This is a genomic window from Paraburkholderia sp. JPY419 (assembly GCF_050435705.1).
GTDB lineage: Bacteria > Pseudomonadota > Gammaproteobacteria > Burkholderiales > Burkholderiaceae > Paraburkholderia > Paraburkholderia youngii.
In genome coordinates, this window is sequence record NZ_JBNDKV010000002.1 from 2,730,840 (window position 1) to 2,753,147 (window position 22,308).

The following is a 22,308-nucleotide window of genomic DNA, read 5'->3' on the forward strand; positions in this document are numbered from 1 at the left end:
AAAACGGAATCGAAATCGGACCCGCCGGATCAACCGCGCGGTACCTGTTGCGTGTGACCGCTACAATGCGCCCACCATGAAAGCGACACGAAATTTCCGCCGGCCGCGCGTGCTGATCGTAGGATGCGGCGACGTCGGCATGCGCTGCGTGCCTCTGTTGCGGCCGCGCGCGCATGTCTTCGCATTGACCAGCCACGCCGCGCGCTGCGACGAGTTGCGCGCCGCGGGCGTGACGCCGCTCGTCGGCGATCTCGACGCGCGCCGCAGCCTCAAACGGCTCGCGCGCCTCGCGCCGACGGTGCTGCATCTCGCGCCACCGCAGAAGTCCGGCGACGACGACCGGCGCACTCGCGCGCTGCTTGCGACGCTAGGTGCAGCGGGCCGCTTGAACGCTAGCGCGGCGAGGCCGTCGGTCGCGCCGATCGCGCGGCTGCGCCGCGCGCGCGCTTCAAGTCTGGACGCTGAAACACCCGCTATTGTACCCGACGGGGTGTGCCAGACCGGCGCTTCGCGGGCACCGGTGCGGGTCGTTTACGCAAGCACGACGGGCGTCTACGGAGATTGCGGCGGCGCGTGGATCGACGAAACACGCGCGATGCGGCCCGCGAATGCGCGCGCCAAACGTCGCGTGTCGGCCGAGCGGCAGTTGCGGCGCGCGACCGCGCACGGCAGCGTCGCCGCGAGCATCGCGCGGATTCCGGGCATCTATGCGGCCAACCGCCTGCCGCTCGCGCGGCTCGAAAGAGGCACCCCGGCGCTCGTCGATGCCGACGACGTCTACACGAATCACATCCACGCCGACGACCTCGCCGCGATCCTGGTGCGTCTCGCCACGCATGGCCGCCCCGCGCGTGCGCTGCACGCGTCCGACGATTCGTCGCTGAAGATGGGCGAGTATTTCGACGCGGTCGCCGATGCGTTCGGGCTCGCGCGAGCGCCGCGCATCACGCGCGAGCAGGCGGAGTGGCAGATCGATCCGATGCTGCTGTCGTTCATGCGCGAGTCGCGCCGCCTTGTGAATCGGCGTCTGAAGGAGGAACTACGGGTACGTCTGCGCTATCCGAGCGTCGACGATTTCTTGCGCGAAGCGAAGGGGAACGGCGGCTAGATAAACAACAGGAAGCAAAATGCCGCCTCGCGAGGCCACTTGGCCCCGCAGAAATAGCACCTGCGCCGCACCGCATCAATGCACCGCGCAAAACGAGCCGCGGTCCAACCGGCATCAGGTCAGCGTCGGCAGCACTTCCAGCAACAGGAAGCACAGCATGCCGCCGATCAACGCGCCGATCAGGTTCGGATGGTACTGGTGCCGCCGCCGCATGATGACCAGCAATCCACCGACCAGCAGCAGCGCGAAACAGATAAACGCGATGATCGCGCGCGAAAACGCCATCGTGCCGTCGATATGCATGGCGCCCCTCCTTGAAATCTTTGTAGTCGTTTGTTTAGACGAGTATAGGGCGACATGTAAGCAACGGCATGCTGCAACGCAGCGGTCTATGTGCGGTGCACCGCAATGCGCGCGGGCTTTCTTCGGCGCATCAAGGGCTTAGGTGGCGCTCACCGCGCGCTAGTCGTTTACCCGGCCCGCAGCGCGGCGAGGCCCGCTTCGTCGAGCCATTGCCATGCACCTGGCGCGAGCGTCGCGGGCAACGCGAGGCCGCCGATCCGCTCGCGATGCAGCGCCTCGCAGCGGTTGCCCGAGGCCGCGATCATCCGCTTGACCTGGTGGTATTTGCCTTCCAGCACGGTGAGCGCGAGCGTGTGGGTGTCGCGCGCCTGTGCGTCGAGCGCGGCGCTCGGTTTGGTCTCGCCGTGCAGCAGTACGCCGTCGCGCAGCGCGGCGAGCTGCGCGTCATCGAGCGGATGGCGCGTGATCGCGACGTAGAGCTTCGGCACCTTGCGTTTCGGCGACGTGAACTGATGCACGAACTTGCCGTCGTCGGAGAGCAGCAGGAGGCCCGTGGTGTCCTGATCGAGGCGGCCGACGCACTGCACGCCGCGCTCCGCGAACTGCGGCGGCAGCAGGCTGAACACGCTCAGATGATGCTGCGGATCGCGCGAGCATTCGTAGCCGACCGGCTTGTTCAGCAGCAGATACGCGTGCTCGCGATACGGCCACTCGACGCCGTCGACGCTAAAGCGCAACGCGCCGCTATCAACGGCGAAATCGGCGTCGGCATCGGTGCAGATTGCGCCGTCGATGCCGACGCGGCCGTCGCCGATCAGCGCGCGGCACTGGCGGCGCGAACCGAAACCTTGAGTAAAGAGGATGCTTTCGAGATTCATGGCGAGCGAAGAATAACACCGCAAGAACCGGAGCGCCCCGCAGGCCCCAAGCGCCGACGATGAATGCCTCACGTCACATCTCGGGAGTGCATCGATGTCCGCCACCACGTCTTCGTCGTCTTCGCCGTCCAACGCGCAACGGCTGCCCCGCGCCTTCCAGCGCCTCGCCTGGTCGAACCTGTGCGCGCAATCGGCCGAACAGATCGGCCTCGCCGCCGCGCCGCTCGTCGCGGTGTTCGCGCTCGGCGCGAACGCGCGCGATACCGGTCTGCTGCAAACCGCGCAGACGCTGCCGTTCCTTTTGCTGTCGATGCCGCTCGGCGTCTGGGCCGATCGCCGCTCGCGCCGCGTGCTGATGACGCTCGCCGAGAGCGTGCGGGTCTGCGCGATGCTGTGCGTGCTGCTGCTGGTGCTCACGCATGCGCTGAACCTGCCGCTCCTCGCCGCGCTCGGCTTCGTCGCGGCGACGGGCACGGTTGCCTACAACGTCGCGGCGCCTTCGCTGGTGCCGTCGATCGTGCCGCGCGAAGCCTATGCGAGCGCGAACGGCCGGCTCGAACTCGCGCGCAGCGTCGCGTATTCGGCGGGGCCGGCACTCGGCGGCGTGCTGGTCGGCTGGATCGGCGCGGGCTGGGCGTATGGCGCCGCGGCGGGATTGTCGGCGCTCGCGGTCGCGTTGCTGGCGGGATTGTGCGAGCCGCCGCGCGCGGCCGCGCCGCGGCGGCACTTCATGCTGGAGCTGCGCGACGGCACCCGCTTCGTGCTGCGTGATCCGCTGCTGCTGCCGATCCTGCTGACCGCCGTGTTCTTCAACCTCGGCTTCTTCATCCTGCAAGCGGTCTATGTGCCGTACGCGGTGCATCGGCTCGGGCTCGATGCATCGGCGGTCGGCGTGACGCTCGGCGCCTACGGCGTCGGCATGGTGTGCGGTGCGCTCGCAGCGCCCGCGGTCGCGCGGCGTGTGGCGTTCGGCCGTCTGCTGATCATCGGGCCGTCGTGCGGGCTGCTCGCGTCGCTCGCGATGGTCGCGACGCTCGTCGCGCCATCCTTCTGGCTCGCTCTCGCGAGTTTCTTCCTGCTCGGCGTGGGACCGATTCTGTGGGTCGTCGCCTCGACCACGCTGCGTCAGGCGATCACGCCCGAACGAATGATCGGCCGCGTGTCCGCGCTGATCAGCACGGCGACCTATGGCGCGCGGCCGGTGGGCGCGCTGCTGGGCGCTGCGCTCAGCGCGCGCTGGAGCATCGACGTGTGTCTGGTTGCGGCGGCGTTTGCGTTTCTCGTGCAGGCGTTGATCATCGTGATGTCGCCGGTGGCGCGGCTGACGGACATTCCCGAGCAGAGCGCGGCGGCGTGCTGAGCGCGGCGCCAAGCGCGCGCTGAAGCCTTCCAGGCGCCCCGATGAAAATTCATTTTCATCGGGGCGCAGCATATCGGGGATGCTGGATACCCTTGTCCGAAGGGCTTTGGTCGGTGAAAACCCTCAAAGTATGAAAATGAATTTTTTTCGTCGCGGGTTTCATGTAAATATGTTTTCATCGAGTCCACCTAGCCCAACCGCGCCTGTCCGCACGCATGATCCATCACCCGTCCGCTGTGTCGAACCCCGCCGAGCAAGCCATTGCCGCGCGCATCAGCGCCGCGATCCCGACGCTCACGCCGATCCACCAGCGCATGGGCGAGTACGTGCTCGCCAATCTGTTCCGCGCGGCGACGATGCGTATCGACGAACTCGCGAGCGTGGTCGGCGCGTCGGTGGCGAGCGCGAATCGTTTTGCGCGCGCGCTTGGCTTCGACGGTTATCCGCAGTTTCGCGAGGCGCTCGTGCGTGGCTTCGAGGCGACGCTCGCGCCGGTCGAGCGGTTGCGCAGCGCGCAGGAAACGCTCGCGGCCGGTGACGACCTGATCGACGCGTCGCTCGAGCAGGCCGCCAACAATCTGCACGCAACGCGTACCTCGATCGATCGCGCGACCGCCGATGCCGCTGTCGATGCGATCATCGCCGCGCGCCGCGTATTCGTGATCGGCTTCGGCGCCAGCGCGTTTCTCGCGGGCCTGATGGAGCACGGCCTGCTGCCGTATCACGACAACGTGCATTCGCTTGCGTTGAGCGGCGGGCCGTCGCATGCGGCGCGGCACCTCGTGCGTTCCGGTGCGGGCGATCTCGTGATCGGCATCGCGTTTCCGCGCTATGTCGAAGACACGATCGAGCTTGCGCGCCGGGCGTCCGAACGCGGTGCGCGCGTGCTTGCGCTCACCGACGGTCCGCGCTCGCCGCTCGTGCGGTTCGCGGACTTGGCGCTGTATGTCCGCACCGACCGGCGTCTCGCGTCGAATGCCGATTCGGCCGTGCTCGCGGTCATCGAGGCGTTGTGCGACGCGGTCGCGTATCGCGCGCAACGCTCGGTCAAGGCGGCCGCCGAGGTCAGCGAGTTCGTGCTGCCGTGGCTGTTCGATCCGCAGTCCGGCGCGGCCGGCGCCGTGCAGGAACCGGCGCGCGCCGCGAGCAAAGCCGCTCGCGCAAAGGCCGACGGCGGCCAGGCCAAACGCATCAAAGCAACGGATACCGAAGCAAAAGCCATCCCGGCAGTCCGCGCTCCCCGAACCAACCGCACTCCACGATCCAAACGATGAACTCCAACGCAGTCATTGCCATTCACGGCGGGGCAGGGACGATCCTGCGCACGTCGATGTCGGCCAGCGCCGAAACCGAATATCACGCGGCGCTCAACGCGGTGCTGAGCGCCGGCCAGCGCGTGCTCGCCGACGGCGGAAGCGCGCTCGACGCGGTCAGTGAAGCGGTGCGGCTGCTTGAAGACTGCGCGCTCTTCAACGCGGGTCACGGGGCGGTCTATACGGCGGCCGGCACGCACGAGCTCGACGCCGCGATCATGGACGGCCGCACGCTCGACGCGGGCGCGATCTGCTGCGTGAAGCGCGTGCGCAATCCGGTTCTCGCCGCGCGCCGCGTGCTCGAGCGCAGCGACCACGTGCTGTTCACCGGCGAAGGCGCGGAAGCGTTCGCGGCCGCGCAGGGGCTCGAGTTCGTCGATAACAGCTATTTCAATACCGACGCGCGCTATCGGCAATGGCAACTCGCACGCGAGCAGCAGCGTCCGATGCTCGATCACGACGCCGCGACGCTCGCGTCCGCGGCTTCAGGCAACGGCGACCCGATGCCGCACGAGCCGATCGATCCGAACCGCAAGTTCGGCACCGTCGGCGCGGTCGCGCTCGACCGTCACGGGCATCTCGCCGCCGCGACCTCGACGGGCGGCGTGACCAACAAGCAGGTGGGCCGTGTCGGCGACACGCCGCTGATCGGCGCCGGCTGCTACGCCGACGACGCGACCTGCGCGGTATCGACCACCGGCTCCGGCGAAATGTTCATGCGCATGGTCGCCGCCTACGACGTCGCCGCGCAGATGGCCTATCGCCAGGTGTCGCTCGAACAGGCCGCGCACGACGTCGTGATGAACCGCTTGCCGAAGATCGACGGACGCGGCGGACTCGTCGCCGTCGACGTGCATGGCAACGTCACGCTGCCGTTCAACACCGAAGGCATGTACCGCGGTTTCGCACGGTTGGGCGAAGCGCCGGTGACGGCGATCTATCGCTAACCGCGTTCGAATTCAAAGCAAAGGAATCACCGTGCCGACTTCCTCGCACACCGCCAGCCCGCTCATCGAAACCCTGCCGCCGCAGCGCGTGCTCGCGGTCGAGGATCTGACGGTCGCGTTCCGCCGCGGCGGCTCGACCTTCAACGCGGTGTGCAATCTGTCCTTTACGGTCGAGCGCGGCGAGACGCTCGCGATCGTCGGCGAATCGGGCTCGGGTAAGTCGGTCACGTCGCTGGCGCTGATGCGGCTGATCGAGCACGGCGGCGGGCGACTTGCCGGCGGCAGCATCGCGTTCCGGCGGCGCGACGGCAGCGTGCTCGATCTCGCGAAGACGTCTTCCGGCACGATGCGCACGGTGCGCGGCGCCGACATCGCGATGATCTTCCAGGAGCCGATGACCTCGCTCAATCCGGTCTTCACGGTCGGCGACCAGATCAGCGAGGCGATCGCGCTGCACCAGGGCAAGAGCCGCGAGGCCGCGCGCGCCGAAACCTTGCGTCTGCTCGAACTCGTGCGGATTCCGGAGGCGAGGCGCGTCGCCGCGCGCTACCCGCATCAGCTGTCGGGCGGCATGCGCCAGCGCGTGATGATCGCGATGGCATTGTCGTGCAAGCCCGCGCTCTTGATCGCCGACGAGCCGACCACCGCGCTCGACGTGACGATCCAGGCGCAAATCCTGCAACTGATCCGCGGCTTGCAGGACGAGATGAACATGGGCGTGATCTTCATCACGCACGACATGGGCGTGGTCGCCGAAGTGGCCGACCGGGTCCTCGTGATGTATCGCGGCGAGAAGGTCGAGGAGGGCGCATCGGACGCGCTGTTCGCCGCGCCGTCGCATCCGTACACGAAGGCGCTGCTCGCGGCGGTGCCTCGGCTCGGCTCGATGCACGGCACCGATCGGCCCGCGCGCTTCCCGATCCTGACCGTCGAGCAGGCCGGCGCGAACGGCGCCGATGCCGCGGTGCAGCCAGCCGCCGCCGTCGCCGAAGAAGCGCAGCCGCCGGTGCGCGAGGACACGCCGCCGATTCTGCGCGTGCGCGATCTGGTCACGCGCTTTCCGGTTCGCAGCGGCCTGTTCGGCCGCATGACAGGCCGCGTGCATGCGGTCGAAAAAGTCAGCTTCGATTTGCGGCCCGGCGAGACGCTCGCGCTGGTCGGCGAGTCGGGCTGCGGCAAGTCGACCACGGGCCGCTCGCTGCTGCGGCTCGTCGAAAGTCAGAGCGGCTCGATCGAATTCGCTGGCAAGGAAATCAGCTCGCTGAGCGGGCCCGCGTTGCAGGCGCTGCGCCGCGATATCCAGTTTATTTTCCAGGACCCGTTCGCGTCGTTGAATCCGCGCTTGACCGTCGGCTTCTCGATCATGGAGCCGCTGCTCGTGCACGGCGTCGCGCAGGGTGCCGAAGCGCAGGCGCGCGTCGCGTGGCTGCTCGAGAAAGTCGGCTTGCCGGCCGAGGCCGCGCGTCGGTATCCGCATGAGTTTTCGGGCGGGCAGCGTCAGCGTATCGCGATTGCCCGCGCGCTCGCGTTGAATCCGAAAGTCGTGATCGCCGACGAATCGGTGTCCGCGCTCGACGTCTCGGTGCAGGCGCAGATCGTCAATCTGATGCTCGATCTGCAGCGCGAACTCGGCGTCGCATATCTGTTCATTTCGCACGACATGGCCGTGGTCGAGCGCGTCAGTCATCGCGTCGCGGTGATGTATCTCGGCCAGATCGTCGAGATCGGTCCGCGCCGCGCGGTGTTCGAGGCGCCGCAGCATCCGTACACGAAGAAGCTGATGAGCGCGGTGCCGGTCGCCGATCCCGCGCGCCGTCACGCGAAACGCCTGCTTGCCGCCGACGATATTCCGAGCCCGATCCGCGCGCTGCACGACGAGCCGGTGGTCGCGCCGCTCGTCGCGGTGGGACCGGATCACTTCGTCGCACAGCATCGCGTCGGCGGCGCGTATTGAGCGAAGCGCCGCATCGCGTTGAAGCGGAAAGACCTGAAGCAAAACTGCAGCACCAGCAACCGCAGCACAAACCAACTGAAGCAAAAGCCAACCACAAAGACCCTGTCACACCGTTAACTCGCAGCCTGGAGCAATCTCATGAACCTGCTGTTCCCGTCCTCTCCGTTTCGTTTGCGCGCGCTCGTCAGCGGCGGCGCGGTGGTGTTCGCGATGCTTGCGGGCAATCTGGCGCACGCCGAAACCACGGCCGTGATGGCCGTCGCGTCGACCTTCACGACGCTCGATCCGTACGACGCGAACGACACGCTGTCGCAGGCGGTCGCGAAGTCGTTCTACCAGGGGCTGTTCGGCTTCGACAAGGACATGAAGCTCGTCAACGTGCTGGCCGACAGCTATGAGGCGAGCCCCGACGCGCGCGTCTATACGATCAAGCTGCGCCATGGCGTGAAGTTCCAGGACGGCACCGACTTCAATGCGGCCGCCGTGAAAGCGAACTTCGATCGCGTGACCGATCCGGCCAACAAACTGAAGCGCTACAACATGTTCAGCCGCATCGAGAAGACGGAAGTGGTCGATCCGTACACGGTGCGCGTCACGCTGAAGGCGCCGTTCTCGGCATTCGTCAACGTGCTCGCGCATCCGTCGGCGGTGATGATCTCGCCTGACGCGCTGAAGAAGTACGGCAAGGACATCGCGTTTCATCCGGTGGGCACGGGTCCGTTCGAACTCGTGAAGTGGGACCCGGCCGGCGACCTGACCGTGAAGAAGTTCGGCGGCTACTGGAAGAAGGGCTATCCGAAGATCGACGCGATCGACTGGAAGCCGGTCGTCGACAACAACACGCGCGCCGCGCTGACGCGCACCGGCGAAGCGGACTTCGCGTTCCAGGTGCCGTTCGAGCAGGCCGCGCAACTGCAGTCGAGCCCGAAGGTCGATCTGATCGCGGCGCCGTCGATCATCGAGCGCTACATCAGCATGAACATGAACCAGAAGCCGTTCGACAACCCGAAGGTGCGTGAAGCGCTGAACTACGCGGTCAACAAGGAAGCGCTGACGAAGGTCGCGTTCGCCGGTTACGCGACGCCGGCCGACGGCGTGGTGCCGGAGGGCGTCGACTATGCGGTCAAGCTCGGACCCTGGCCATACGATCCGGCGAAGGCGCGCGCACTGCTGAAGGAAGCGGGCTATCCGAACGGTTTCGAAACCACGCTGTGGTCCGCGTATAACTACTCGACCGCGCAGAAGGTGATCCAGTTCGTGCAGCAGCAACTCGCGCAGGTCGGCATCAAGGCGAGCGTCGAGGCGCTCGAAGCGGGTCAGCGCGTCGCCAAGGTCGAAAGCGCTCAGGACCCGGCAACCGCGCCGGTGCGCATGTACTACGCGGGCTGGTCGTCGTCGACCGGCGAGGCGGACTGGGCGATCAGCCCGCTGCTCGCGGGCTACTCGATGCCGCCGAAGATGGTCAACACGTCGTACTACAAGAACGACGCGGTGGACAACGATCTGAAGCAGGCGCTCGAAACCACCGACCGCACGCAGAAGGCCGCGCTGTACGCCGACGCGCAGAAGCGCATCTGGGCCGACGCGCCGTGGATCTTCCTCGTCAAGGAGAAGGTCGTGTATGCGCGCAGCAAGCGTCTGTCGGGCGCTTACGTCGCGCCGGACGGCTCGTTCAACTTCGACGAGATCGCGATCAAGTGATGAGCGGACGAGGCGGCACACGTTTCGTCGTGGCCCGCCTCGTATGCCGCTCATTCGCCGCTCATTTGCCGGACTGGTTTCATGCTGAACTTCCTCGTCAAACGTCTGCTAGGCCTGCTGCCGACGCTCTTCATCGTCGCCGTGCTGGTGTTCCTGTTCGTGCATCTGCTGCCGGGCGATCCGGCGCGGCTCGCCGCCGGTCCCGAAGCGGACGAAGCGACCGTCGCGCTGGTGCGCGCCGACCTCGGCCTCGACAAGCCGATGCCGCAGCAGTTCGTCCGCTTCTTCTGGCGGATGGCGCACGGCGACTTCGGTACTTCGACGCGCAGTAAGCGGCCGGTGAGCCAGGAGATCGCGGAACGCTTCTTCCCGACGCTGTGGCTGACGATCGCGAGCATGGTGTGGGCGGTCGTGATCGGCATGGCGATCGGCATCGCCTCGGCGGTGTGGCGCAACCGCTGGCCGGATCGGCTGGGCATGACGCTCGCGGTATCGGGCATTTCGTTTCCGGCGTTCGCGCTCGGCATGCTGCTGATGGAAATTTTCTCGGTGCAACTCGGCTGGCTGCCGATCGTCGGCGACGGTTCGTGGCGCAGCTACGTGCTGCCGTCGCTGACGCTCGGCGCGGCGGTCGCGGCCGTGATGGCGCGCTTCACGCGGGCCTCGTTCGTCGAGGTGCTGCACGAGGACTTCGTGCGCACCGCGCGCGCGAAGGGCGTACCCGAGCGGCTCGTGATCATCAAGCACTGCCTGCGCAACGCGCTGATTCCCGTCGTCACGATGATGGGCCTGCAGTTCGGCTTTCTGCTGGGCGGCTCGATCGTCGTCGAAGTGGTGTTCAATTGGCCGGGCCTCGGGCGCCTGCTGATCGATGCGGTGTCGATGCGCGACTATCCGATCATCCAGGCCGAGGTGCTGTTGTTCTCGCTCGAATTCATCATCATCAACCTGATCGTCGACGTGATGTACGCGGTGATCAACCCGACCATCCGTTTCAAGTGAGGCCCGCATGAGCACCACTGCCACCGGGCCGAACGCGGCCAATCCCGCGCTCGCCGAACGCGCGATCCGCACGCCGTGGAGCGAGTTCTGGCGCAAGTTCCGCAAGCAGCATGTCGCGCTGGCCGCCGGCGTGTTCGTGCTGCTCTTGATCGTGATCGCGATCATCGCGCCGCATATCGTGCCGTACGACCCCGAGAATTTCTTCGACTACGACGCGCTGAACGCGGGCCCGTCGGCCGCGCACTGGTTCGGCGTCGATTCGCTGGGCCGCGATATTTTCAGCCGCATCCTCGTCGGTTCGCGCATTTCGCTCGAAGCGGGCTTTCTGTCCGTTGCGATCGGCGCGGTGATCGGCACGTTCTTCGGTCTGCTTGCCGGGTACTACGAGGGCTGGTGGGATCGCATCACGATGCGCGTGGCCGATGTGCTGTTCGCGTTTCCCGGCATTCTGCTCGCGATCGGCGTGGTCGCGATTCTCGGCAACGGCATGATCAACGTGATTAGCGCGGTGGCGATCTTCAGCATCCCGGCGTTCGCGCGGCTCGTGCGCGGCAATACGCTGATGCTCAAACAGCTCACCTATATCGAAGCGGCGCGCAGCATCGGCGCGTCGGACTGGACCATCATCGTGCGGCATATTCTGCCGGGCACGATTTCATCGGTCGTCGTGTATCTGACGATGCGCATCGGCACGTCGATCATCACGGCGGCGAGCCTGTCGTTCCTCGGCCTGGGCGCGCAGCCGCCGACGCCCGAGTGGGGCGCGATGCTCAACGAAGCGCGAGCCGATATGGTGACCGCGCCGCATATCGCGCTGTTTCCGAGCCTCGCTATTTTTCTGACCGTGCTCGCGTTCAACCTGCTCGGCGACGGTCTGCGCGATGCGCTCGATCCGAAGCTGGATCGGCCATGAGCACGAGTAACCATCACTCGGCTGAGCGTGCGCCGCATATCGGCACGTTGCAGGCCGGAGCGCTCGGCACGATCGCCGACGTGGACGGCGTCAGCGTCGGTCATTGCACGCTTGCCGAAGGCGCGTTTCAAACCGGCGTCACCGTGATCCGACCGCACCGTGGCGATCCGTTCGTCGACAAGGTGCCGGCCGCCGCGTCGGTGATCAATGGCTTCGGCAAGAGCGTCGGGCTCGTGCAGCTCGACGAGCTCGGCACGCTGGAGACGCCGATCGCGCTGACCAACACGTTCGGCGTCGGCACGGTCGCGCAGGCGCAGAACCGCGCGGCGATTCGCGCGAATCCGCGCATCGGCCGCGAATGGTCGACCGTCAATCCGCTCGTGTTCGAATGCAACGACGGCTACCTGAACGATATTCAGGCGCTCGCCGTGACCGAACAGCATTTCAACGAAGCGTTCGATGCCGCGAGTACCGATGTCGCGAGCGGTGCGGTCGGCGCGGGGCGCGGCATGTCGTGCTTCGATCTGAAGGGCGGCATCGGCACTGCGTCAAGGGTGGTCAGTGCGGCGGGCCGTGACTACACCGTCGGTACGCTCGTGCTGGCCAACTTCGGCCGTCTGCCGATGCTGACGATCGACGGCACGCCGCTCGGCCGCGTGCTGGCCGAACGCGCGGCTGCGGCTGAGGCGGCAAATGCTGCCAATGCTGCTGCCAGCGCAACCTCCGACAAACCCGAGCAAGGCTCGATCATCATGATCGTCGCGACCGATGCACCGCTCGACACGCGCCAATTGAAACGCCTGTCGTTGCGCGCGGCGGCCGGTCTCGCGCGCACCGGCTCGGTGTACGGTCACGGCAGCGGCGATATCGCGCTGGCGTTTTCGACCGCATATACGGTGCCGCACGGCGCGGACTTCGTCGCGCTGCCGCCGCTCGTCGCCGATCATTGTATGGACCCGCTGTTTCGCGCGTGCGCCGACAGCGTCGAACAGGCGATCGTCGATGCGTTGTGGAGCGCCGAATCCGTCATCGGTCGCAACGGCCATCGGCGGCTGTCGCTGCGCGACAGCGTGCCCGATCTTGCCCAAATGCTGAGGAATTCCGCGCGATGAAAGTCCTGATCTCCACCGACATCGAAGGCATCGCCGGCGTGTTTCATGCCGAGCAGACGCGCGCGGGCAACGGCGAATACGAAGCCGCGCGACGCTGGATGACGCTCGAAGCCAACGCCGCCATCGAAGGCGCGTTCGCGGGCGGCGCGACCGACGTGTGGGTCAACGATTCGCACGGCGGCTTTCGCAACCTGCTGCCCGATCTGCTCGATCCGCGCGCGCAGGTCGTGCTCGGCAAGCCGCGCACGCTCGGCATGATGGCCGGGCTCGAATACGGCGCGGCACTCGTCTTCATGATCGGCTATCACGCGAAGGCGCAAACGCGCGGCATTCTCGCGCATACGATCAACAGCTTCGCGTTCGCGCGCGTCGCGTTCAATGGCGTGGAGCTAGGCGAAGCGGGGCTGTACGGCGCGCTCGCTGAAGAATATGGCGCCCATGTCGCGCTTTTATCGGGTGACGACGTGTTCGCCGAGGAAACCGCGCCGCGTTTTCCCAGCGCGCGTTTCGTCGTCACGAAGACCGCGACCGGTCAGGCAAGCGGCGTCACGCAGTCGCCCGCGAGCGTGCGCGAGGCGCTGCGGGCTGCCGCGCGCGACGTGGTCCGTCAGCATATCGAAGCGGGCCGCGCGCCTGCCGCGACGCGTGGGGAGCCGCGAGCAGTCGACTGCGAACTGCGCGTGCAAACGAGCGGGCTTGCCGATCTGTTCTGCCAATGGCCGACGCTCACGCGTGTCGATGGCGTGACGTTGCGTTTCAGCGCGGCGTCGGCCGAGCATGCGGTGCGGATGCTGAACTGTCTGTCGGCGATGTCGTTCATGTTGCGCTGAGCCGCGGCACGCCGAGCCGCTGACAGCTTATTGCGGTGGCCTACTGCTGCTGCTGCCGGCTCAACTCGCGCGCCGCGTGATCGATTGCCTCGGCCACCGCGCCGGCGTGCGACACCGGCGCCAGATGGCTCGACGCGACCGGCACCACCTTCGCGCCGATGCGCCCGGCGATCATTTTCTGCATATCGGGCGACACCGCGCGGTCTTTCGTCGTCAGCACGTACCACGATGGTTTGTCTTTCCAGCCGACCTGATCGACCGGTTCGTCGAATGCGCTCGCGGCGATCGGTACCTGCGCGGCGGCGAGCACGCGGGTGACGGTCTCGGGCACGTCGGCGGCGAGGTCGGCGTGATAGCGCGCGCGGTCGAGCCACAAAAAACCGTTCGCGTCCTTGCTGATGCTCTGGCCGGCCGGCATCGGCCCGCCGGCCTTCATCACGTCCATCGCCGATTCGTGCAGTTGCGGCGCAAGCGCGGCGACATACACGAGCCCGGCGACGTTCGGCGCATTCGCGGCGACCTCGGTGATCACGACGCCGCCCCACGAATGCCCGACCAGCAGCACCGGGCCGTTCTCGCGATCGAGCACACGGCGGGTCGCGGCAACGTCGTCGGCGAGCGACGTCAGCGGGTTCTGCACCGAGCTCACGTGATAGCCCTTTTGCTGCAGCTTCGCGACCACGCCGTTCCAGCTCGATCCGTCGACGAACGCGCCATGCACGAGCACGATGTTGCGCACCGGGCCGCCGAGCGCGGCGGCAGGCGGCGCGCTGGCGGTAGCGGGGGCGGCCGCCGTTTGCGCAAGCGCGGGCGTACCGACGCCCGCGAAACAGAAGCACAACACAGCGGCGCAAAGCAGACGTTTGGGCAACATGTTGAAGCTCCCCAGCTTGAAAAGTGGACTCCGGCAACATACTCGCGTGCCATCCCCGTGACAATCACAATCCGCGCGCTTAAGTGCGGCGCACAACGAAGGCGGGCGGCTACGGACGCCAGAGGAATATCGGTCGGGTAAAATTATCGGTTTTGCCGGACCGGGCGCGTGCTGTCCCGCCGTGCAATCGGCCACAGCGCTGCCTTCGACAGCGTTCTACACGCAGCGGCCACACGCAGCGATCCCCACACAGCAGGGCGTAATGAATAGTGCAAAGCAGCAAGAGGGCCTGAAGCGCGGGCTCAAGAATCGTCACATCCAGTTGATCGCGCTGGGTGGCGCGATCGGCACCGGCCTCTTTCTCGGCTCCGCCAGCGTGCTGCAGGCCGCGGGTCCGTCGATGATCCTCGGCTACGCGATCGGCGGCGTCATCGCGTTCATGATCATGCGCCAGCTCGGCGAGATGGTCGCGCAGGAGCCGGTCGCCGGCTCGTTCAGCCACTTCGCACACAAGTACTGGGGCGATTTCCCGGGCTTCCTGTCGGGCTGGAACTACTGGGTGCTCTATGTGCTCGTCAGCATGGCCGAGCTGACCGCGGTCGGCACCTACGTGCATTACTGGTGGCCGGGCGTGCCGACATGGCTGTCGGCGCTGGTGTGCTTCGCGATCATCAACGCGATCAATCTCGCCAACGTGAAGGCCTACGGCGAAACCGAGTTCTGGTTCGCGATCATCAAGGTCGCGGCGGTGATCGGCATGATCGTGTTCGGCGGCTATCTGCTGATCAGCGGTCACGGCGGCCCTCAGGCGACGGTCGCGAACCTGTGGAGTCACGGCGGCTTTTTCCCGCACGGCTTTCACGGCCTGTTCATGATGCTCGCGGTGATCATGTTCTCGTTCGGCGGCCTGGAACTGATCGGCATTACGGCGGCCGAGGCGGCGGAGCCGCAGAAGAGCATTCCGAAGGCCGTGAATCAGGTGATCCTGCGGATCCTGATTTTCTATATCTGCTCGCTCGCGGTGCTGCTGTCGCTGTATCCGTGGAACCAGGTGGCGGCGGGCGGCAGCCCGTTCGTGATGATCTTTTCGCAGATGGGCTCGTCACTGACCGCCAACGTGCTGAACGTGGTCGTGTTGACCGCGGCGCTGTCGGTGTACAACAGCGGCGTCTACGCGAACAGCCGCATGCTGTACGGTCTCGCCGAACAGGGCAACGCGCCGCGCGCGCTGCTGAAGGTCGACCGGCGCGGCGTGCCGTATCTGGCGATCGGTCTGTCCGCGCTCGCGACGTTCGCATGCGTGATCATCAACTACGTGATTCCGGCCGAAGCGCTCGGTCTGCTGATGTCGCTGGTGGTCGCGGCGCTGGTGCTGAACTGGGCGCTGATCAGCCTCACGCATCTGAAGTCGCGCAAGGCGATGGTGGCCGCGGGCGAGACGCTGGTGTTCCGCTCGTTCTGGTTTCCGCTCAGCAACTGGATCTGCCTCGCGTTCATGGCGCTGATCCTCGTGATTCTGGCGCTGACGCCGGGCTTGTCGGTCTCGGTCTGGCTGGTGCCGGCATGGCTCGTGCTGATGTGGGGCGGCTACGTGATCAAGCGGCGCCGTGAGGCGACTCCCGCTAGCGTGGGGATTACGAGCTGATCTCCACGCGGCGAAGTTCCCCACATAGGTCGCTCCCGTGTGGGCGAGCGCACAGATCGATTTTTGCGAACCGGTAATCTCTGTCCGGTCGTCCGGCACGAAGCCGGCGCGGAGAGACACCATGTTCAACGCAGGCGCGGTACGGACCAGGTCGAACTTCGGCGCGGGTGCCGCGCTCCTTCTGCTGATTGCGGTAGCCTGCCTCGCGCTGCGCATCCTGCACGTCGTCGCGAAGTTTCGTGGCGACGTCCCCGACGCCTTCGGCGATTTCAATTTCTACCTGTACGCGTTCAACGTCGTGCTGCACGACCCGGCGCGCCTGTACGATCACGACGCGCTGATCGCGTTCTTGCAGGGCATCGGCGCGCGCTCGACGGGCGACGACATCTTCTACGCCTACCCGCCGCAGTTCGCGCTGGTGTTTGCGCCGCTCGCGCTGCTGACGCCGCTCGTCGCGAAAATCGTCTGGGTGAGTGCGTCGATCGTGTTGTTCGCGCTGGCTTTGTATCTCGTCGTCACGATGGCGTACCGCGGCGCGGAGCGCAGCGTTAGCCTGCTGCTGGTGGCGGTCGCGCTGCTGAGCTTTCCGCTCGTCGAAGATACCTACGACGGCCAGTCCAACGAACTGCTGTTTTTCCTGCTGGTTGCGACCTTCGCGCTGATCGAGCGTGGCAAAGACTACGCCGCTGGACTCTTTCTCGGCTTCGCGATCGCGATCAAGCTCACGCCTCTCGCCGTCGCCGGTCTGCTGTTGCTGCGCCGCGAATGGCGGACGTTCGTGATGGCGAGCGTCGTTGCGATTGCCTTGACGCTGATTACCGGAGCGCGGCTCGGCTTCGACGTTCTGTGGCACTACTGCGTGTCGGACATGCCGCGACTGAACGGCATGGCACTGGCGATGAGCGGTGGCGGCGCGCCGATGAACAACACCGCGCGGGGCGCGTTGCAGACGCTATCGGCGACGCTCGGCATGCCGATGTCCGGTACGTTGCTGTCGATTGTCTCGCATGCGCTGGTGCTGGCTGCTTGCCTGCTGTCCGCGTATCTGGTGTTTCGCCGCCATCGGGACAGCCGCATCGACTACGCGCTCGCCTCGATGACGATGCTCGTGGCTTATCCGATCCTCGAGCCGATCCACATGATGCTCGCGTTGATCCCGTTGCTGATTCTGCTGGGCACCGCATTCGAAGTGCGCGACGTGCAGTTGTCGGCGCTCGGTCCGAGACTGGAGATGCTGCTGGCCGCGGTCGTCGTGGTCTTGCTGTTCTTTGCGGCGCGGTTTGTGTCGTACACGGTCGCGGCGCTCGTCATTTACGGACTCTGCGTTGCAAGGTACTTTCCACCGCCAGAAGTGGGATGGCGAGAGCGGGCTTACTGGCCTGGATGAACGATCCTGGTGTGGCGCGGCTCCTCATAAGGGCTTTGCATGAAGGTGCAATGGGAATCAGAGAACTGCTCGCGGAGCAGGACGCAAAGTTCGTGAGCCTGCGGGCGCGGAGAGCCTCCATGTTCTTGCGGGGGCTTTTCTATTTCTTCGGAAGGCGGAGATTTTGGGCGGTCGCCCATGTACGGACTGCCTGTCGCACGGTAATTATCTGAATGCTGCCAACCCCGGCAGCGACTTCAGATAGGCCAACGACACACCTATGTCCCTGTCCGTATTTGAGATGCACTCCGTGGAGCTGTTCTGCCAGCGGCCACTGGGTGCCTGTTACGTCATCTGTGACGAGTGGCACTATAAAGCGTGCCTTGGCAAGGCTGCAGACCTTCCGAAGGCCAGGGCGGAGACCCGGGAATTTCTTGAGATTGCCGAACTAAATCACAGCAAGTGGGAGGAGGACCGAAAGCTTGTCAGGAATCTCCTTGACAGTCACTGGCTGTTTTTTCATAACGTGCGGGACCGTAACCCTGACACCGATGGCTGGTGGGTCATCGGTGCTCTTCTCGAAGAGGTTCGCCGGGGCAAACTGCTTGCCATTCGAGGTCCGCGTAATAGCCTGTTTCCGTCACCCTACAGCAGCACGCCGTTAAGAAATCCCGTAGCGAGGACCGGCAGTCATCCGGACGGCGAACCCATTCTGTCCGTCCAGTATGATCCGGCCACCTGGCAAGCCCAGTTAGCCGCTGCGCGCGAAGCCAGGGCGACACCGCCACACATCGAGATACCACAGGCACTGACCAAGGCGCAGCGGTGGCAGACGCGCAAGGCGCTGATTGCGACGGGCAATGCGGCCATGTCCGGGCGCGTGCGGGCGGCGGCTGAACGGCTCGCACGCAACAATGTCGCGGTGGAGAAGGCCAGACTCTCCGATCATGTCTACGAGCCGTCCAGTCCGGTGCCCGAAGGGTGGGTGAACCGCAGCGGGGATAGGGGATTTCTACGGCAGTACGGCCTGAAGCCAATAGACCTGGAAATCGAAGGCGCGAACTTCAGGGCGCAGCTATACGAACCGGATGCGGCGGTCTTCGGTGCCGATATGAATCCGACACTCGCCTTCAAGGGAACCGAAATGACGTGCCTGAGCGACTGGTCGAACAACTTAAACCAGAGCGCGGATATGACATCGCCTTACTACAGGCGAGCCGTAGATATTGGATGGAAGATGCGCCGCACACAGGCACCAATTGATATTGCCGGACACTCGCTAGGTGGCGGTCTGTGTTCTGCCGCTTCTTTGGCCAGCGGCAAGGACTGCTGGAGCTTCAACGCCGCCGGCCTGCACCCGAAGACGGTCGAACACTACGGCGGCCAGGTCACGCGATCGAACATCAATGCCTACCATGTGAACGGCGACATTCTGACCGTGGTACAGACGTGGACGCCCCTGCCAGGTGCAGCCGGTACTCCCTATCCCCTGCATGGCAGCGGCTCGCCCGTGTCGCGGCACTTCATCACGCAGGCAATTGATGGCATCGAGCAGCAGAAGGCGGAGGACATCACCGTACTTGAAACACTGTCATAGCGAGGCTGAAAGCGATGAAAACACTCAGCCGAATCCTTATCGTGCCGGTGCTGTTACTGGCGCTATCCCCCGTGGTTCATGCAATGAAAAAATTTCCCGCCACTGATTTCTTTAGCGGCCCGCAACTCGAACTGGCGCAGGCCATCGAGCGAGGCGACATGGAGCAGGTCAGGCGGCTGGCACCAAAGACCGATCTGAACACGCCGGGACGCAAGAACATGACGATGCTGTTTTTTGCGTTCCAAGAAGCATTGCAGCGCGACCCGCATCGGCTCGCGGTTGCGTCGCAGGTGGTGAGGTCCGGGGCTGATCCCTTGCAGGCCGTACCGGATTTTGGCAGCCCCCTCGGGGCCCTGCTCAACAGATCCCACCCGGAATTCCTGCGCGCGATGCTGGACGGGGGCGTTGATCCTAATTTGGTCTACAAGGGAGATCCATTAATTTTCTTTGTTGCAAAAGAGTCGACATCTGGCTCACTCAAGCTGCTGGTGGAGCGTGGCGCGGATGTGAACCGACGCGATTCGTTGCGCAATTCAGTGCTGTATGAAGCGCTGGCAAATCGCGCACTAGATCAGATTGACTACCTGCTGGACCATGGGGCAAACCCCAACACCTACAACATTAACGGCGAGTCATTCCCACTAGGGATATGGGACGACATTAATACCTTCGCGCCTGATTCACCGGCCTACAGGAAGCTGGTCCAAATCCGGGACCGCATCATCAGGATGGGCGTGAAATGGCCTCCCGAGACTCCGGAACAGATAAGAGCACGTTGGGGAGCCAATCCTCCGCGCCGGCTCGATGACAGCAAGCTTCCGCTGCCGTGAGGCAGAAACGGAAAGGGCTCTTCCAGTTCTTCATGTAGGATCGTGCGCGCCATCGCCCGGAAGCGGTGGCCGGTTATCTCCATGCGCGCATAGGAGCCAAGCCGCCGAAGCGCGGCATTGATAGCCGCTTCACTCATCGGGTGCTTGATATCGCGTGCGCTTGGGAACCCGTAGCTTTCCGGCAAAACGGTACTTGAAAATGTATCGCTTGTTGTTCGTTGGCGTGACGAGAAGCAGGCCGCCGCCGTACAGCTTCCGAAGTTTTTCACCCGGCTTCGTGTACGGATCGTGGCAACACGCCAAACGACCCCCTGATGGGGTTGTAATCCCTGGTGAAACGTTGGAGACCACAGCAAACAAAAACCCCGCTCAGCGCTGGCTGTCGGGGCTTTGTGGGGAACCGTTGAAACCGGTTGAAGAGTGTTTGGTGCCCAGGGCCGGAATCGAACCGGCACGCCTTGCGGCGGGGGATTTTGAGTCCCCTGCGTCTACCAATTTCACCACCTGGGCAGATACTGCAGCGCGCATCAGAAGTTCAGCGCGCGAGGAAGACGCAGATTATGGCCGAAAATCGCTCGACGGGCAAGCCGATTGCCTTCACCCTCCACAGCGCGTTCGCAACGAGCGGTCCTCAGACCGTGCGCGAGAACCGTGTGAGCGTCTGGTCGCCGAGATAGCGGTCGAATACCATCGCGAGATTGCGTACAAGCATGCGACCGGCCATCCGCACTTCGAGCTTGCGCGCGCCGAGCGAGATCAGTCCGTCGTCCTCGAATGCACGCAGACGCGCGAGCTCCGGCGCGAACGTGTCGGCGAAGTGGATGCCGTACGCCGCCTCGAATTCGTCGAAACGCAGTTCGAGGTTGCACATCAGTTGCGTGATCACGTCGCGCCGCAGACGGTCGTCGGCGGACAGGCGGATGCCGCGCGCGATCGCGAGCCGGCCCCCGTCGATCGCGTCGGTGTAGGCGGGCAGCTCTCGCGCGTTTTGCACGTACACGTCGCCGACCTTGCCGATCGACGAGGCGCCGAAGCCGATCAGATCGCATTCGGCCCGCGTGCTATAGCCCTGGAAATTGCGATGCAGCGTGCGCTGTCCCTGCGCGCGCGCGAGCTCGTCAGTGGGCAGCGCGAAATGATCCATGCCGATATACACATAACCCGCCTGTGTCAGCCGTTCGACCACCCGTTGCAGCAGCGCGAGCCGCACTTCGCTCGACGGCAGCGTCGCGGCATTCATCTGCCGCTGCATCTTGAAGAGCTGCGGCATGTGCGCGTACGCGAACACCGACAGCCGGTCCGGCGCGAGTTCGAGCATCGTGTCGAGCGTGCGGCTGAAGCTCGCGACCGTTTGATGCGGCAGGCCGTAAATCAGATCGACGCCGATCGAATGAAAACCGTGCGCGCGCGCCGCTTGCATCACCGACGCGGTCATCTCGAACGGCTGGATGCGATTGATCGCCTGCTGCACGCGCGGATCGAAGTCCTGCACGCCGAGGCTCAGCCGGTTGAAGCCGAGATGGCGCAGCAGTGCGATCGTGCCGGGCGACGCCTCGCGCGGATCGACCTCGATCGAACATTCGGCTTGATCGTCGGGCGGCAGATTGAAGTGCTCGCGCGTTGCGGCCATCAATTCCGTCATCTCGTCATGCGACAAAAACGTCGGCGTGCCGCCGCCCCAATGCAGTTGCGACACGGGCCGCTGTGTATCGAAACACGCAGCCTGCAAGCCGATTTCGCGTTTGAGCCGCTCGAGGTACGGCCGCGCGTGCGCGCGGTTTTTCGTCACGACCTTGTTGCAGCCGCAGTAGAAGCACACGGTGTCGCAAAACGGAATATGGAAGTACAGCGACAGATCGGTCGACGCGGCACCCGGATCGGCGGCGGCGCGGCGATAGTCGGCCGTGTCGAACGATTCGCGGAACTGCGGCGCGGTCGGATAGGACGTATACCGGGGACCATTCGCGCTGTAGCGCGCGAGCAGGTCGGGGCGGAACAGGGTGTCGGCTACGGACATGAGCGGTATCGGACGGTGGGCGGTTCTCGCGGCGTATCGCGTATGCATGGCCGTTCGGGAGTTTTCAGTTTAATTGCGCGCCTGCGGGCTCCGTTTGTGTAAAAAGGTCGCACAGACAGGCAGTGGCACAATGCGGGTCTGGCAACGCGTTGCCAAGGTTTGAGTTCAGGAAAGATGACGTGGATCAAAGGTTGAGGAGCGCACGAGTGGACGATCACGCGTGCCGTCCCGATTGCGGCGCGTGCTGTATCGCGCCGTCGATTTCGAGTCCGATTCCCGGCATGCCCAACGGCAAGCCGGCGGGCGTTCGCTGCGTGCAACTCGGCGACGATCTGCGCTGCGCGATCTTCGGGCGGCCGGAGCGGCCCGCATGCTGCTCGGGTCTGCAGCCGCAACAGGAGATGTGCGGCGCGAATCGCAGTGAAGCGCTCGCGTGGCTCAAGCAACTCGAGGTGCAAACACAACCGGCATCGCTTCCATGATGCGCGGCACGCGATAAGCGCCATCACCCACCTCAAAGCCAACGCAAGCCGATGTCCGCAAGGGCTTCCACAGGAG

The 22,308-nt window shown here is 65.1% G+C and carries 19 protein-coding genes, 1 tRNA gene and 1 pseudogene; 15 read left to right on the forward strand and 6 right to left on the reverse strand.

The genetic code is table 11. From position 1 onward, the window contains the following. Positions 1–76: 76 nt before the first annotated feature. Positions 77–1,108 (forward strand): NAD-dependent epimerase/dehydratase family protein, encoded by a 1,032-nt coding sequence (locus tag QFZ91_RS18725; RefSeq protein ID WP_429568041.1) that lies wholly within the window; start codon positions 77–79, stop codon positions 1,106–1,108. A 114-nt stretch (positions 1,109–1,222) separates the two neighbouring features. On the opposite strand, the gene QFZ91_RS18730 is transcribed toward QFZ91_RS18725, so the two are convergent. Both QFZ91_RS18730 and QFZ91_RS18735 read right to left on the reverse strand, forming a co-directional pair. Next, on the reverse strand, positions 1,223–1,411 hold the full coding sequence (locus QFZ91_RS18730) for a hypothetical protein (protein ID WP_429568042.1): 189 nt from the start codon (positions 1,409–1,411) through the stop codon (positions 1,223–1,225). A 167-nt stretch (positions 1,412–1,578) separates the two neighbouring features. Continuing rightward, positions 1,579–2,289, reverse strand: coding sequence for a pseudouridine synthase (locus QFZ91_RS18735; RefSeq protein WP_429568043.1), 711 nt, complete (start codon positions 2,287–2,289; stop codon positions 1,579–1,581). A 94-nt stretch (positions 2,290–2,383) separates the two neighbouring features. Between QFZ91_RS18735 and QFZ91_RS18740 the strand changes: the two genes are divergently transcribed. From QFZ91_RS18740 to QFZ91_RS18780, 9 genes are all read left to right on the forward strand, one after another. Next, positions 2,384–3,649 carry an MFS transporter gene (locus QFZ91_RS18740; RefSeq protein WP_429568044.1) on the forward strand — a complete coding sequence of 422 codons (1,266 nt, stop codon included), beginning with the start codon at positions 2,384–2,386 and terminating at the stop codon, positions 3,647–3,649. 215 nt (positions 3,650–3,864) lie between these two features. Continuing rightward, on the forward strand, positions 3,865–4,923 hold the full coding sequence (locus QFZ91_RS18745; protein WP_429568045.1) for a MurR/RpiR family transcriptional regulator: 1,059 nt from the start codon (positions 3,865–3,867) through the stop codon (positions 4,921–4,923). After that, positions 4,920–5,909 (forward strand): isoaspartyl peptidase/L-asparaginase family protein, encoded by a 990-nt coding sequence (locus tag QFZ91_RS18750; protein WP_368613241.1) that lies wholly within the window; start codon positions 4,920–4,922, stop codon positions 5,907–5,909. Before QFZ91_RS18745 ends, QFZ91_RS18750 begins: the two co-directional genes overlap by 4 nt. Before the next feature lie 31 nt (positions 5,910–5,940). After that, on the forward strand, positions 5,941–7,863 hold the full coding sequence (locus QFZ91_RS18755; protein WP_429568046.1) for a dipeptide ABC transporter ATP-binding protein: 1,923 nt from the start codon (positions 5,941–5,943) through the stop codon (positions 7,861–7,863). A gap of 138 nt (positions 7,864–8,001) precedes the next feature. Beyond that, positions 8,002–9,564 (forward strand): glutathione ABC transporter substrate-binding protein GsiB, encoded by a 1,563-nt coding sequence (gene gsiB, locus QFZ91_RS18760; RefSeq protein WP_429568047.1) that lies wholly within the window; start codon positions 8,002–8,004, stop codon positions 9,562–9,564. Positions 9,565–9,645: 81 nt separating this feature from the next. Further along, the gene (gsiC, locus tag QFZ91_RS18765; RefSeq protein ID WP_368596531.1) at positions 9,646–10,566 is read left to right on the forward strand and encodes a glutathione ABC transporter permease GsiC; all 921 of its coding nucleotides are present in this window, start codon (positions 9,646–9,648) and stop codon (positions 10,564–10,566) included. 7 nt (positions 10,567–10,573) lie between these two features. Next, positions 10,574–11,479 carry a glutathione ABC transporter permease GsiD gene (gene gsiD / locus QFZ91_RS18770; RefSeq protein WP_176381187.1) on the forward strand — a complete coding sequence of 302 codons (906 nt, stop codon included), beginning with the start codon at positions 10,574–10,576 and terminating at the stop codon, positions 11,477–11,479. Then, positions 11,476–12,591 (forward strand): P1 family peptidase, encoded by a 1,116-nt coding sequence (locus QFZ91_RS18775; RefSeq protein WP_429568048.1) that lies wholly within the window; start codon positions 11,476–11,478, stop codon positions 12,589–12,591. Before gsiD ends, QFZ91_RS18775 begins: the two co-directional genes overlap by 4 nt. After that, positions 12,588–13,421 carry a M55 family metallopeptidase gene (locus QFZ91_RS18780; RefSeq protein ID WP_176381189.1) on the forward strand — a complete coding sequence of 278 codons (834 nt, stop codon included), beginning with the start codon at positions 12,588–12,590 and terminating at the stop codon, positions 13,419–13,421. The genes QFZ91_RS18775 and QFZ91_RS18780 overlap by 4 nt, the downstream gene beginning before the upstream one ends. A gap of 40 nt (positions 13,422–13,461) precedes the next feature. On the opposite strand, the gene QFZ91_RS18785 is transcribed toward QFZ91_RS18780, so the two are convergent. Continuing rightward, positions 13,462–14,295 carry an alpha/beta fold hydrolase gene (locus QFZ91_RS18785; RefSeq protein WP_429568049.1) on the reverse strand — a complete coding sequence of 278 codons (834 nt, stop codon included), beginning with the start codon at positions 14,293–14,295 and terminating at the stop codon, positions 13,462–13,464. 262 nt (positions 14,296–14,557) lie between these two features. Between QFZ91_RS18785 and QFZ91_RS18790 the strand changes: the two genes are divergently transcribed. From QFZ91_RS18790 to QFZ91_RS18805, 4 genes are all read left to right on the forward strand, one after another. Next, entirely contained in the window at positions 14,558–15,940 is a 1,383-nt protein-coding gene (locus tag QFZ91_RS18790) for an amino acid permease (RefSeq protein ID WP_429568050.1), read from the forward strand. Positions 15,941–16,061: 121 nt separating this feature from the next. Further along, a complete protein-coding gene (locus QFZ91_RS18795) occupies positions 16,062–17,327 on the forward strand; it encodes a glycosyltransferase family 87 protein (protein ID WP_429568051.1) in 1,266 nt (421 codons plus the stop codon). A 259-nt stretch (positions 17,328–17,586) separates the two neighbouring features. Further along, entirely contained in the window at positions 17,587–18,903 is a 1,317-nt protein-coding gene (locus QFZ91_RS18800; RefSeq protein ID WP_429568052.1) for a hypothetical protein, read from the forward strand. Positions 18,904–18,917: 14 nt separating this feature from the next. Further along, positions 18,918–19,733 (forward strand): ankyrin repeat domain-containing protein, encoded by an 816-nt coding sequence (locus QFZ91_RS18805; RefSeq protein WP_429568053.1) that lies wholly within the window; start codon positions 18,918–18,920, stop codon positions 19,731–19,733. Here QFZ91_RS18805 and QFZ91_RS18810 read toward each other — a convergent pair. The 3 genes and pseudogenes from QFZ91_RS18810 to hemN all read right to left on the reverse strand — a co-directional run. Next, positions 19,730–19,906, reverse strand: a pseudogene (locus tag QFZ91_RS18810) (integrase); the annotation flags it as partial. The gene QFZ91_RS18805 and the pseudogene QFZ91_RS18810 sit on opposite strands and share 4 nt — an antisense overlap. Positions 19,907–20,158: 252 nt before the next feature. Continuing rightward, a tRNA-Leu gene (locus tag QFZ91_RS18815) sits at positions 20,159–20,243 on the reverse strand. A gap of 121 nt (positions 20,244–20,364) precedes the next feature. Continuing rightward, positions 20,365–21,750 carry an oxygen-independent coproporphyrinogen III oxidase gene (gene hemN, locus QFZ91_RS18820; protein ID WP_429568054.1) on the reverse strand — a complete coding sequence of 462 codons (1,386 nt, stop codon included), beginning with the start codon at positions 21,748–21,750 and terminating at the stop codon, positions 20,365–20,367. Positions 21,751–21,956: 206 nt separating this feature from the next. Here hemN and QFZ91_RS18825 point away from each other — a divergent pair, with 206 nt between their 5' ends. Next, on the forward strand, positions 21,957–22,232 hold the full coding sequence (locus tag QFZ91_RS18825) for a YkgJ family cysteine cluster protein (RefSeq protein WP_429568055.1): 276 nt from the start codon (positions 21,957–21,959) through the stop codon (positions 22,230–22,232). The last annotated feature ends 76 nt before the right edge of the window (positions 22,233–22,308 follow it).